Genomic DNA, 13,544 nt, shown 5'->3' on the forward strand with positions numbered 1-13,544 from the left:
AAGTCCTTAATCATATGCGTGGCTAATTTTTTAATGAAACTTTCTTTTCTGAACCGTCATATTTTATCACTGTTGCATTTGTATTGTCGAAATCCATGCTGACTGGTTTGTCTTTTCCGGCTTTCACGATACGGAAGGTCCGCTGCTGCAACATGCCTGGGAATTTACCTTCCCTTTTGCCTATTGTCAGTGTTTTGTTCACTTCCTCGTACGTGAGGTTGATGGTGCTGTATTGCCCTTTTTCGTAATTATAATTGACCCCTTCATCTTCATAAAGTGTAAACTTTCCGTTGGCACCAGTATACACATAGAGCGTGATCGTATCTGCCGGACGTTGTGCTGTGTACTGTAACGCCGGTCCGAATGGAACAATGCTGCCTGCTTTTACAAATAAGGGGATCCTGTCCAGCGGAGCGTCCGCGGTAATGTATTGTCCACCTTCAGTATAATTTCCATTGTAGATATTATACCAGCCGGTATTGGCCGGAAGATATAGTTTACGACTGCGTGCTTTATAAGTATATACGGGATTGACCAGTAACGCAGGACCGAACATGAACTGATCGCCGATATTTCTTACCGCTGTATCTTTCTCAAAATCCATGATCAATCCGCGCATCATGGTATAACCATGATGATAGGTTTGTCCCGCAAGGGAGTAAATATAAGGCATCAGCCGGTAACGCAGTTTGTCATAATAGACCATTGACTTTAATTCGTCGCTGTTTTCCGGTGCGATGTTGAAAGGTTCCCTGTAAGGATACTGACCGTGCGAGCGGAACAATGGACAGAATGAACCATACTGGAACCAGCGGGTGTTCAACTCTCTCCATTCCTGGAGGTCTGCACCCTGCGGGTCTGGCTGATCGTATTTGTCTTCAACATAGAACCCACCAATATCAGTGGTCCAGTAGGGCATGCCTGATAGGCTGAAATTCAGTCCTGCCGGTATCTGTCTTGCCAGTTCATCAAAACGTGCGGCGATATCGCCACTCCAGGTAGCTGCACCATAACGTTGCATGCCGGCGTAAGCTGAACGTGTCAGGATGAATACGCGCTGATCTGGTTTTTCTTTCCGCTGACCTTCATAAATGCCTTTCGCATTCATGAGCGCATAGGTATTGAAGTATTGTGTGGAAGGTCCTAATGCAGTAGGGTTCATTAATTGTTTACGATAGTCGATAGTGGCATTGGACAATACATCTGGCTCCGTAGCATCCAGCCACCAGGCATCTACACCTTTACTGAAGAGATGTTTGCTGAGCAGCTGCCAGAATAACTGACGGGCGCCGGGATTGAATGCATCATAGAAAGTGGATACATATCCCTGGCCGATCCAGTCCCTGATACCGTCATTAATGCTTTGCTTATACAACCAGCCTTTTTCATTAAAGAGATCGTAGTTAGGGATGTCCTTATAGAACTTAGGCCAGGCCGATATCATGAAGTGTGTATGATAAATATTGTGCAATGAATCTATCATACCTTTGGCATCGGGGAAGCGGGCAGGATCAAATTCCTGGCTGCCCCAGGCATCTTCTTTCCAGTAAGACCAGTCCATTACGATATTGTCCAGCGGAATTTGTCTTTTGCGGAACTCCTGGACAGTACTGATCACGTCACGTTGTGTCTTATAACGTTCGCGGCTCTGCCAGTAACCTAATGCCCATTTAGGAACAATGGTAGCTTTACCGGTGATAGTTCTGTAGCCGTTAATGACATCATCTGTCTGCTGGCCATACACAAAGTAATAGTCTATCTTTTCACCGGCTTCAGAAGTCAGTGCAGCCTTGTTCTGTAATCTGGCAGACGTAGGAGACAGGTGTTTAACGGAAACGAAAGCCTGATCTGATTCGGGGATCCATTCGAGCTTAAACTTGTATTTCTTTCCCTTTTCCAGCTGGTGACGGAACACTGAAGGTCCGGGGTTCCAGCCTTCTCTCCATTTATCAAGTTCCAATTCGCCGTCAATCCACACCTTGATGTATCCGGAAGCGGTTAAATAGAATTTCTCTTGTCCGCCGTTCTGAGATGCAATATCTCCTTCCCAGGTGATCACACCTTTACCCATTGGATAACCTGCCGGTATTTTCTTCAGGTCGGGTAGGAAGGTGAAGTCAATAAGAGATTCCTGCCGCTGTAAGAAAATGCTGTCTGGTTTATAACGCATGGCATAAGTAGCGGTCAGTCCACCAGGTTTGCCATTTTTATCAGATAGCTGCAGACTGCCCAGCTGTTCATAGGGTCTGTCATCGCCGAAACGGGTAATGGAGTAGTTATCCCAGAGTATACCATAATGTTTGCTGGATACAAGGAAAGGGATCGCCGCAATAGAGTTGTATTGGGTAAGGTCCACGTCCTGGTCTTTGTAGTTCATTAAGCCTGTCTGGTGTTGTCCCAGTCCGTAGAAAGCTTCTCCTGCAGGAGATTCAAATACCTGCTGGAGCTTGTAGAGAGGTTTACCATCTATCACGGCAGGAGTGAAGGTCTTGCCGCCGCCTTGTTTTTCCTGGAGGATCACATTGCCTTTAAGATCTCTGAACACTACTTCTCCTGTTGTCAGATCAATACTGGCGGTTAAGGTGCTGGTCTTCAGCATAACCTGGTTGTTTTTCTCCTCGCTGGTCCATTTTACTTCGCGCGTACCGGTTACCACCGCCATCAGGCTGGGGGTAGATGAAATGGAATCCGCCGGACTGGCAGTCACCCTGATGATGTTGTCGGTAATTACCTGTAGCTTGACCTGTTTAACTCCACCGGCTGTTGTTTTTTCCAACCGTACGAGTAAGCCATCCTTAAATCTTTCAATTTTTCCCGCATAGCAGAGCTGCATGCAAAAAGTAAATGCCAGGACCGGTAAAAGTCTCTTTTTCTTCATATCCATGGAATTGATCTGATTATTATTGTTGGCGGCGTATAGGATATATTATCAATAGTTCCTATAACTAACGTGTTGAGACAAATTTAACAGTAGGTATTAAGAACCAGGGGACGCTATTGTTTTTGATTAGGGGCCCAAATGTTAACTGCGGAGACAGTTGAAAGGATGGTTTTGATAACGGGAAGGGTATGATTTGTTAAAACAGATGGATAAAATGGAGGGTGGAACTAATTGATAATGTCATATATCTTTTTAAACGCTCCGTTAACTCCCTGATGTGGATGGCGTTGTATCTTGTGTTGAAGGCATGACAATACATTATGGTAATTTCTTTTGATCTTGATGATATCCTGGTCCCCGGAATGAAACGTTTTCCAACAGAATATGGGTTGATAGTGTGTGGACGAGATTGAAAAAAAGCCCGTCATGGGAGATGTGTTTGAATTTCTATGGATTAGTTGACCCTGTCATATGATAAATTTTAAATCTTTAACTTCTCATTAACTGATTGGTGTTTATCGTTTTGTAATATCGCTAAATATTCCAACCATCATTAAAGAAGTAAATGTTAATCCAATGACAAGAGAAACTTGTTTTTTCATTGACAAGATAACCGACTGCATTGAACAAGTAGCGACGGGGCTTAAAATGGACACTTTTCTAGAGGAAGTATCAAAAAAGGACATTCAGGGAATTTCAAAGAAAAAAGGCTGGGTCTTTGACTGGAAAATCGAATACACCCGGGGAGACTGCAGTGTATTCAAATTGCTGATAACTGGAGACACGGTTATTCAGGGATTGGTCTGTCTTGAGGTAAAACAGGGATATGTGGAAATGCATCTGTTAGAGAGTGCACCACATAATTGGGGGCAAGATAAACAGCATGCGGGAGTTGCCGGTAATCTGGTGGCTTTTGCCTGTAAGATCAGCTTTGATTTAGGGTTTGACGGGCATGTTGCATTCACAGCAAAAACACGGCTTTTAAAGCACTATATGGATACTTTAGGTGCTGAAATAATTTATGGAAGAAGACTGGGCTTATTCACTCCAGCAGCAAAAAAATTAGTAAATTCGTACTTCAAAAACTATTTCAATGGTAAGTAATAAAAGTTATTATAAACTTGATGAAATTGGCTTTATTGGTGTGCAGGAAGAAAAATCTGCAGCCAGTAAAAAATATCATGATGACAGAACTGCCCGGATCTTTAAAGCAGCCAAAGCTACTAAGCCTGCTGCAAAAAAGATCCTGAAAAAAGTATAAGTGAATATTCACACACATTAAAAAGCCTGCCGCATAACCGGCAGGCTTTTTCTATATCGTATAATCCAATCATCCTGCCGCCGCTTCCTCTAATGCCGCAATATCCAGTTTCTTCATCTGCATCATAGCAGCCACTGCCCGCTTTGCCCTGCCCGGATCTTTATCCTGCAATAATTCCTGCAATCCGTTTGGTACTACCTGCCAGGACAGGCCGAACTTATCCCTTAACCATCCGCATTGATCAATTTTGCCGCCTTCTGAAAGCGCATCCCATAGCTTATCTACTTCCGCCTGTGTGTCACATTTGATAAACATAGATACTGCCGGTGTGAAAGAATAATGGGTTCCGCCGTTCAGTGCTATAAACTCCTGACCATCCAGTGTGAACTCTACCGTCATAACTTTCCCTTCCTGTCCCGGAACGCCTGGTGGATAACGGCTGATCTTTCCGATGGATGAATTTTTAAACAGGGAAGTGTAAAGCTTTGCAGCCTCTTCCGCTTCGGTATCGTACCATAAGAAAGGAGTGATCTTTTGCATAAGAGTAGTTTTTGATAGAACAAACTTACCCTTAGAAATTGGTTGAAAAGCGGTGCGAAGAAGACATCTTAAAGGGGAAGATCAGACAGTAAAGGTGGTGATGATGTCAATAACCTCTTTTATGTTGTAAAATTCGTGGTGATGTGGCATATAGTCGCCAGGATTTTCAACTAAAATATAGAATATTACAAGTAATTTGCATTACCTACCGTATATGGGAAAATCATTTACACAGATACAACTCAATATCCATCAGAAGTTAGCTTTAGAGGCCAATCCTATCTGTATAACAGAACTGGCTGATGGTGGTTACCTGCTCAACTTTAATAAAGATCCGCACGTCATCAGACTTGATCAATCGTTCAATCAGGTATGGAAGAAAGATCTGCAGGCGCAAACGATCAATTATGTTAACTGTATGATCACCGCCAGTCCCGACGGAAAGATGATGGCGCTTTCAGGTAATGAGATGATACGCATACTGGATCTTGACGCTAATTTATTATGGGCTTTTGAACATGAACCGTGGGGTAAATTCCTCGGTTCACCCTGTGCTTTTTCGGCCGACGGACAACTGATCTGGTTCATTGTACCCGGCAGCTCTGCGCTTGAGAATGATATACTTTATTCAGTAAGAGCGTGCGACTATAAAGTGATAGATACCTGGATGATGGATGGCAATCAGGACTACAACTATATGTTCTATCCTACGCCCGATAATACGGCAATGATCGTAGAGGCTGCTGCCGGACAGGATGCCAGTTTGTTATATCGCATGACATTACGTGAAGGGAAAATTAAATGTGAAGAATTATCACAATGTCATGACAGGATCATGGGTACCTTCTCTCCCGATGGTAAGGAGTTTGTAACAGCGCCACATCATGAAGATGGCATCGAACTGTTTTCCTTCCCTGAGATAGAAAAGACCGCTGTGTTGAAGGAGAAAGAACTGTTCGCAGATAGAAATGAATATCCTACTACAGAAGATAATGATAGCGTTGAGTATGTTGTGCTCTATGTAAATAATAAAACGCTGCTGGCATTCACACGCTTTGGCAGATTATTGTTGATAGACCGTGAAAGTATGAGCTGTACAGGCGAACTTGTTCCCGAAGGTTGTGAGATCAGGGCATACGACATGGCAGGCCGGCCTACCACTGATCCCCGTGAGATCATTGATTATGCAGGTGAAATAGTTACGGTGTCTCTGACAACGAAACATCAGTTACTATTAACCCATAACTCAGGCGAAGTAAGATTATATAATTTGCCTGAAACACTTTTCTGATCATTCCGCCTCTCCGGCATAATTGCCTTTCGGATAACCATCCGGTGTTTTTACTTCGAAGTATTCATCCAGCTCTTCTACAGGAGTTGTGCTATAAAGATGATTGATGGAAGTGATAAATGTAGTAAGATCAGGGGCGATGGTATTCCTGTCATTATCAGCATGCCAGAATTCGATGATCTGTCCCTTAATACCGGTGAATACGCCAACGGTATCATAACAGATGTAATCGCCGCCACCATTGTCAAAGACAGGAATCCAGGCTGCGTGCCAGAAATTTTCAAGCTCAAAGTCCGAACCGATCATGGATGTTAATTCCTTTGCGGTCTCTAAGGCGCTCTTCAATGACACGAACATGGAGTTATTGACAAATGCCTCATGAGAATCTTCCTGCTGCCCGTTCTTCCACTGATATAATGCACGAAGGTCGGCAGGAATGGTTACATTGAACTCCTTTTCAAGTGCTGTAATTTCTTCTGTTGATAGTCCCGGTTTCAAAGTGGCGTAATAAGCTGCCCTTTTAGCTGTCAGATGACTGTCCAGTTTGTTGAGAAATGCTTGCATAAGGTCCGTTTTAAGTGTTCTTATAGGCTGATGGCAATACGCCGTACTCCAGCTTGAAATACTTTGCAAAATACTTAGGATTATTGAATCCTACTTCATACGCTACTTCCGCCACTGTTAACTGGCTTTTTCCAAGCAGCTGTGCAGCCCGTTTCAGGCGGATGGAACGTATAAATTCAAGTGGTGTTTTTCCTGTAAGCGACAATAATTTCTTGTACGCAGAGACCCGGCTCATATGGAGCTCCCTGCTTAACTCTTCCACCGAAAAATCAGGATTGGAGATATTCTTTTCCACGATCTGTAAGGCCTGCTGGATGAAGTGTTCATCCTGTGAAGAAATAGCTATCTCCTCCGGATGTGCTTCAATATGCTGCTGAAAGCTCTTTTTCAGTGATACCTGCTGGGTGATGATATTCCGGATGCGCGACAACAGTACCTCATAGTTGAATGGCTTGGTAATGTAGTCGGTGGCGCCGTTGTCCAGGGCTTCCAGCTGATCTTCTTCCGATGCACGTGCAGTGAGCAGTATGACCGGTAAATGTGCCAGCTTTTGCTGCTGACGTATCCGGCGACAAAGTTCCAATCCATCCATTTCCGGCATATTCACATCGCTCACCACCATGTTCGGAATGGTATGTTGCAGTATGTTCCATCCTGCCTGCCCATTGGGAGCATCGATGATATGAAAATGAACACTGAGATTATCTTTGAGGTAGAACCTGAAATCTTCACTATCTTCTATCAGCAATAACACCGGCTTTTTGCCTGTATAAACAGGGGGCGTAGCTACTGAAACGGGGGCGGCTGACAGTATCGCCGTTGTTTCCGGTTGAGTAGTGACCGGTTTGCCTGATATGCCCTGTACAGGTATCAGTATAGTGAAACAGCTGCCCATGCCTGGAGCGCTATCAACAGTAATGGTACCACCATGCAGTTTTACGAATTCACGTGTGATACTGAGACCAATACCACTGCCCTGATTCACCATTGAGCCGGGTATGTCATGCTGGAAGAACCTTTCAAAGATCCGCTCCTGTTGCTCTTCAGGGATGCCGATACCTGTATCCTTAACCATAATGGCTAATACCGACCCTTGTTGCAGTTGAACATCTACAGAAATATTCCCCTGTTCCGGCGTGAATTTGAAAGCATTGCTTAACAGGTTGAAGATGATCTTCTCTATTTTATCCGGATCATACAACATGTTAAGCTCTTTGATACTACTGTGGAAGTCCAGGTCGATCTGTTTCTTTTCGGACAGATCGGAGAAGGAAGTGGTCAGCTCTTTTACAAAAGCCACGATATCCCCCTCGGTAGTATAGAGCTTGATCTCCTGTACTTCCATTTTACGGAAGTCGAGCAACTGATTAACGAGATTGAGCAGGCGACGCGCATTCCGTTGTACAAGTACCAGCTGTTGCTGGATATTGTTTTCCAATCCTTTGCTTAGCATCTTTTCCAGCGGCGTAATGATCAAACTAAGCGGCGTCCTGAATTCATGGCTGACATTCGTAAAGAAGCGGATCTTTAATGCATCCAGTTCATGTATACGCTGTGCTTCCTGTTTTTCCTGTTCAATGCGGGACCGTAATCGCTCCCTCTCAAGTATTACTCTTCTGGCCAGAATAAGCGCGCCAATGATCAGCAATGCATATAGAATAAACGCTAATGGTGTTCTCCAGAAAGGAGGGAGAACAGTGATATGTAATTCCAGCGGTGTAGGCGTCCATACTCCATCGTTATTAGATGCTTTTACACGGAAGGTATATTCTCCCGGATCAAGATTTGTATACGTGGCCTTACGCAGGCTTCCATCGGTAGTGAGCCACTCATTGTTGAATCCTTCCAGCATATAAGCATACTGATTCTTCTCAGGATGGAAGTAGTTCAATGCAGCGAAGGAAATGGAGAAGACGTTCTCCCGGTATTTCAGCGTGATGTGTTGCGTTTGTGTAATAGATTGTTGCAACAAAGTATGACCATTTATCTGTTCTCCCGGTTCCATACTTTTATTGAAGATCTGGAAGTCAGTTAACACAATAGGAGGCACTGTCCTGTTGATGGCAATAGAGTGCGGATAAAAGAGATTAAAGCCATTGCCTCCACCGAAAATGAGCTCGCCTTTGCTGGTCTTTAAAGCCGCATTTTCATTGAATTCCCTTCCCTGTAAACCATCTGATTCATCGTAATTCTTAAAGTGAAAGCCATAACTGCCAGACTGCCGCTTAATACTGAGATTGGACACACCGTTGGCAGTACTCATCCACAGTGTGCTGTCTTTATCTTCCAGGATGTTCAGCACGGTATTATCGGGCAATCCGGCTTCTCTTCGCAGGATGCTTATCTTTTTAGTAGCAGGATCATACAGGTTTAATCCTTCACGGGTACCTATCCAAATCAGGCCACGGCTGTCTTCGAACAAACAGATCACATTTTTGTTGCTTAATCCATCCGGTTGTTTATCGGCGGTACCATAATGCGTGAATGTACCCGCTTTGTTCATCACATCTATACCGTCGGCAGTGCCAATCCAGATATTACCGGCTTTATCTTCCAGTATCGCCGACACATAAGGCGATCTTATTGAATTGGGAGCACCGTTGGCAAAACGGCGGAAGTTGCCTGTGGCCCTGTCAAGGATGTTCAATCCGCCTCCTAATGTACCTACCCAGAGGCGTTGCTGACTGTCCTCAAATATTTCCCAGACGCTGTTATCACTAAGACTATTTGGATTAGCAGGATCATTTTTATAATGGATAAAACGGCTGCCGTCAAAACAATCCAGTCCGCCGAAATAAGAACCGATCCATAACTTCCCGGTATGATCTATCCAGAGGCTGACGATCACATTTCCGCTGGGAGAATTAGTATTGTTCACATCATGGAGGTATTGTCTGAACGTATTGCGTGTACGGTCAAAGTAGATCAATCCACCGCCATTGGTGCCTATCCAGAGATTGCCGTTCGCGTCTTCCGCAAAACGGTTAACGTCGTCGTAGGGGAGACTGTTAGCGGCAAATAACTGATGCTGGTATAATGGAAACTTAACAATGTTCTCGTGATAATAACAGATCCCCTTCTTATAGGTACCGATCCATATAATACCGGTGTTATCGCGGTATAGTGCATTGATACTATTTTGACTCAGGCTTTTAGGATTTTCGCTATTGTTAACGAGGTATTGTATGGTTTGTTTTTGTTTATCGATGATGTTCAATCCTCCGTGATCTGTTCCTATCCAGATCAGGCCCTGATTATCCTGCACGACGCCGCGTACGATATTAGTGTTAAGCTTTATCGTGCCGGTATTCTGATTATAGTGAGTAAAGTTTGCTGTACGCTGATTGTAGTAATAAACACCCTGTACGTCAGAATTACTAAAGATCCAGAGATCGCCGTCACTGTCTGACGTCATCTGGTATTCCTGCTGGTCGCTACGGCCATTCTGCTCGGGCATCTGCACCTGGTGAACGACCTGGTGGCTGCGACTGTCTAATTTCTGTAGCAGGCCATCAGCATGCAGTATCCAGATGTTACCTGAAGGGTCTTCTGCAATAGAAGAAACAGGGCTTTTCGTACTTCCTGCAAGTGGGACCTTTGTTGTTGTATGTGTTGCCGGCATGTAACCAAACAATCCGTTCTTCGGCATGACAAACCAGTATATGCCTGTTTTGTCTTTCAGGATCTGACCCACGGAGTCTCCTGGTATGCCATACTGCCTGAGTGTGGGCCGGGTATCGCGTTGAAAGTTGCCCTTGTCGGGATGGTAAATGTTTTGTCCGTTGCGGTGTGTGACCCATAACAGGCCATCAGGGCCTTCCATGAGACTGGCGATAAAGTTATCGGAAAGGGTAGTGGAATCGCTTAATGCCTGGCGGAACACTTTAAAATTGTACCCGTCGTAGCGGTTAAGGCCGGACATGGTGCCAAACCACATAAAGCCACGACTGTCCTTCAGGATGCAATTGACCTGGTTTGCTGAAAGCCCCTGAGTAATATCTATTCTTGTCAGCTGATATTGCGACGAGCTTGTCTGACCTCGCAGTAAAGTGGGTAGAAACACCAGCAGGAATAGAATAAATAGTTTTTTGTTCACTTGTACGATTAACGCGGATCTATAATTTTAAATGTCTGTTCTACAATATAGAATCTCTGCCGTAAATAAAAAAAGAAAGGTCGAAAGAATTCGACCTTTGTGCTAAAATTCCACGTTATGGTACTCAGGTCCATAAAAAGTTTAGCAATTTGCTTATAATGAGTTTATCTTATTATGATGAAATTTTCAGGGTTTATGAGCTTAAATTAACATTAACGTTTTCCGGGATCATCAATCTTCACTAAGACAGGAGGTAAATCAGCGCCGAACCCGGTGTTATATGATTTACAGGACAAATGTAATGCCCCCGTAAGTGATAACCAAAGGTTTGTCTGGTTTTTTTGCGCAATCGTTTGCATTTCTTTTTAAAAAAGCTAAACTTGTTAATTCTATAATAATTTCATTTTTTCACAGTTATGAATAGAACAGGTCTCATATTGCTGCTTTGTACTGCGTTTGCAGGTCACCTACGGGCGCAGCAACCCAATAACAAATTGAAGCTATGGTATAACGAGCCGGCGTCGGAATGGTCACAGGCATTGCCGTTAGGTAATGGCAGGCTGGGCGCTATGGTGTTTGGCGGTACCAGCGAGGAGTTGATCCAACTTAATGAAGCTACTTTATGGTCCGGCGGACCAGTGAATAATAACATCAATCCCGGCGCTGCCGCATACCTGCCTGCTGTGAGAGATGCATTGTTCAAAGAGAAATACCATGAAGCGGATAGTTTGTTGCGCAAGATGCAGGGTGCCTATTCACAGTCATTTCTCCCATTAGGAGATGTACGTATCCATCAGTTGCTGAAAGATACCGCTACGAAGCAATATTACCGTGATCTCGACATCGCCAATGCAAAAGCTACTACACGTTTCACAAGTGGTGGTGTAACTTATACAAGGGAGATGTTTATCTCCGCTCCCGATCAGGTTATTGTAATACGTCTTAAAGCAGATAAGAAAGGTCAGCTGAATTTTACCGCGGCAACTTCCAGTCAGCTGAGATATCAAAATATAACGATCGGGAAAAAAGAAATAGCCATGAAAGGCAAGGCGCCTTCACAGGTTGATCCTAATTATGTGAACTATAACAAAGAACCGATCAAATATGAAGCGCCCGGCAGTTGTAACGGTATGCGTTATGAACTACGTATGCGTGCTGTCAGCCCTGATGGTATTATTACAACTGATACTTCCGGTATTACTGTAAAGAATGCCACTGAAGTTACGTTGTTATTAACTGCAGCTACCAGCTTTAACGGATATGATAAGTGCCCTGACAGTGAAGGCCTGAATGAAACAGCACTTGTAAACGGATATCTCAAAAAAGCGGCAGTATTCTCTTATGATAATCTACTGAAACGTCATCAGCAGGATTATCGTTCTTTCTTTAACCGTGTATCTTTCCGCCTGGATGGAGATGATCAGAGTGCATTGCCTACAGATGAAAGATTGCGGCGTTATACTGCAGGAGGAAAAGATGCTACGCTGGAAAGTCTTTATTTCCAGTTTGGCCGTTACCTGCTGATCTCCAGTTCACGTACATTGTCGGCTCCTGCTAATTTGCAGGGCATCTGGAATAAAGAATTACGTGCACCCTGGAGCTCCAACTACACCATCAACATTAATACGGAAATGAACTACTGGCCGGCAGAAGTTTGTAACCTGATGGAGATGCAACGTCCTTTATACCAGTTGCTGAAGGAACTGTCTGTTACCGGTCAACATACTGCACGCAAATTCTATAATACCCGTGGTTGGGTGGCACATCATAACACAGATATATGGGCGATCTCCAATCCGGTTGGCGACAATGGCAAAGGTGATCCGCAATGGGCTAACTGGATGATGGGAGGGAATTGGTTATGCCAGTTCTTATGGCAACATTACCGTTATACCGGCGATGAAAAGTTCCTGCGCGATACAGCATATCCTATTATGAGATCCGCTGCACTTTTCAGCCTGGATTTTCTGGTAAAAGATCCTGCTTCCGGATATCTTGTTACTGCTCCTGCTACCTCTCCTGAGAATATGTTCCAATTGGAAAATGGAACACGTGAAGCAGTTGCTATTGCCAGTACAATGGACATGACCGTTATTCGTGAACTGTTCGGCAATGTGATCAAAGCCGGTGAAGTATTGAAAGTGGATAAAACGCTGTGCGATTCTTTACAGGTAGCGGCCGACCGTCTGTATCCTTTCAAAATAGGAAAAGACGGCAGCTTGCAGGAATGGTATAAAGACTGGCCATCCGCAGAAGTAGAACATCGGCATATCTCGCATCTATATGGCCTCTTTCCTGGCGATCAGATCTCCCCGTCTGCCACACCTGAACTCGCAAAAGCAGCAAAACGTACACTCGAGATCAGAGGCGACGGCGGCACGGGTTGGAGCAAAGCCTGGAAGATCAATACCTGGGCAAGACTGGAAGATGGCAATCATGCATATAAACTGCTTCGCGAACTGCTGACCCTTACCGGTAAAGGTTCTATAGACATGCACGATGCAGGGGGAACTTATGCTAACCTGTTTTGTGCGCATCCGCCTTTCCAGATAGATGGTAATTTCGGTGGTACTTCCGGTATTGCACAAATGCTGCTGAATGGACAGTCAAATATGGTACATTTGCTGCCTGCTATCCCTGATAGCTGGGCCGGCGGTGAAGTAAAAGGATTACTGGCTTACGGTGGCAATACCATCGATATGAGCTGGAAAGACGGTAAGATCACCAAAGTGACAGTACGTGCAACTAAAGCGGGAACATGTTACCTGTTAGCGAAACATCGTCTGAAAGCTACCGGTAATGCGCAACTTGCACCAATGAAACCTAAAGATCCATCCGCAGGGTATCCTTACGCATTGAAGACAAACGCCGGCGGCGTATATACTTTGCAGGGAGCGGAATAACGATAAAC

8 protein-coding genes are annotated in these 13,544 nt (G+C 44.4%); 4 read left to right on the top strand and 4 right to left on the bottom strand.

The window, feature by feature from the left end:
- Positions 1-22 precede the first annotated feature (22 nt).
- A complete protein-coding gene (locus C7475_RS15610; protein WP_110054630.1) occupies positions 23-2,878 on the bottom strand; it encodes a TIM-barrel domain-containing protein in 2,856 nt (951 codons plus the stop codon).
- A gap of 579 nt (positions 2,879-3,457) precedes the next feature.
- Here C7475_RS15610 and C7475_RS15615 point away from each other — a divergent pair.
- The gene (locus tag C7475_RS15615) at positions 3,458-3,985 is read left to right on the top strand and encodes a hypothetical protein (RefSeq protein ID WP_110054321.1); all 528 of its coding nucleotides are present in this window, start codon (positions 3,458-3,460) and stop codon (positions 3,983-3,985) included.
- Positions 3,975-4,142: a hypothetical protein gene (locus C7475_RS32995; protein ID WP_158286515.1), complete on the top strand. Its 168-nt coding sequence runs from the start codon at positions 3,975-3,977 to the stop codon at positions 4,140-4,142. The genes C7475_RS15615 and C7475_RS32995 overlap by 11 nt, the downstream gene beginning before the upstream one ends.
- 69 nt (positions 4,143-4,211) lie before the next feature.
- On the opposite strand, the gene C7475_RS15620 is transcribed toward C7475_RS32995, so the two are convergent.
- A complete protein-coding gene (locus tag C7475_RS15620) occupies positions 4,212-4,682 on the bottom strand; it encodes a VOC family protein (RefSeq protein ID WP_110054322.1) in 471 nt (156 codons plus the stop codon).
- A 214-nt stretch (positions 4,683-4,896) separates the two neighbouring features.
- Here C7475_RS15620 and C7475_RS15625 point away from each other — a divergent pair, with 214 nt between their 5' ends.
- On the top strand, positions 4,897-5,973 hold the full coding sequence (locus C7475_RS15625) for a WD40 repeat domain-containing protein (protein WP_110054323.1): 1,077 nt from the start codon (positions 4,897-4,899) through the stop codon (positions 5,971-5,973).
- On the opposite strand, the gene C7475_RS15630 is transcribed toward C7475_RS15625, so the two are convergent.
- Entirely contained in the window at positions 5,974-6,537 is a 564-nt protein-coding gene (locus tag C7475_RS15630; RefSeq protein ID WP_110054324.1) for an SMI1/KNR4 family protein, read from the bottom strand. It abuts the gene before it with no gap.
- Positions 6,538-6,547: 10 nt separating this feature from the next.
- Positions 6,548-10,633 (bottom strand): two-component regulator propeller domain-containing protein, encoded by a 4,086-nt coding sequence (locus C7475_RS15635; protein ID WP_199236242.1) that lies wholly within the window; start codon positions 10,631-10,633, stop codon positions 6,548-6,550.
- Between the two features lie 416 nt (positions 10,634-11,049).
- On the opposite strand from C7475_RS15635, the gene C7475_RS15640 reads away from it, so the two are divergent.
- The gene (locus C7475_RS15640) at positions 11,050-13,536 is read left to right on the top strand and encodes a glycoside hydrolase N-terminal domain-containing protein (RefSeq protein ID WP_110054325.1); all 2,487 of its coding nucleotides are present in this window, start codon (positions 11,050-11,052) and stop codon (positions 13,534-13,536) included.
- Positions 13,537-13,544 lie beyond the last annotated feature (8 nt).

The organism is Chitinophaga sp. S165 (assembly GCF_003182155.1).
In the GTDB taxonomy this organism is placed as follows: Bacteria; Bacteroidota; Bacteroidia; order Chitinophagales; family Chitinophagaceae; genus Chitinophaga.

Excerpts from the sequence above, each read along its gene's own strand:
- C7475_RS32995 (WP_158286515.1), top strand. The coding sequence starts at position 3,975 with ATGGTAAGTAATAAAAGTTATTATAAACTTGATGAAATTGGCTTTATT.
- C7475_RS15615 (WP_110054321.1), top strand. The coding sequence starts at position 3,458 with ATGACAAGAGAAACTTGTTTTTTCATTGACAAGATAACCGACTGCATT.
- C7475_RS15610 (WP_110054630.1), bottom strand. The coding sequence starts at position 2,878 with ATGAAGAAAAAGAGACTTTTACCGGTCCTGGCATTTACTTTTTGCATG.
- C7475_RS15630 (WP_110054324.1), bottom strand. The coding sequence starts at position 6,537 with ATGCAAGCATTTCTCAACAAACTGGACAGTCATCTGACAGCTAAAAGG.
- C7475_RS15620 (WP_110054322.1), bottom strand. The coding sequence starts at position 4,682 with ATGCAAAAGATCACTCCTTTCTTATGGTACGATACCGAAGCGGAAGAG.
- C7475_RS15640 (WP_110054325.1), top strand. The coding sequence starts at position 11,050 with ATGAATAGAACAGGTCTCATATTGCTGCTTTGTACTGCGTTTGCAGGT.
- C7475_RS15625 (WP_110054323.1), top strand. The coding sequence starts at position 4,897 with ATGGGAAAATCATTTACACAGATACAACTCAATATCCATCAGAAGTTA.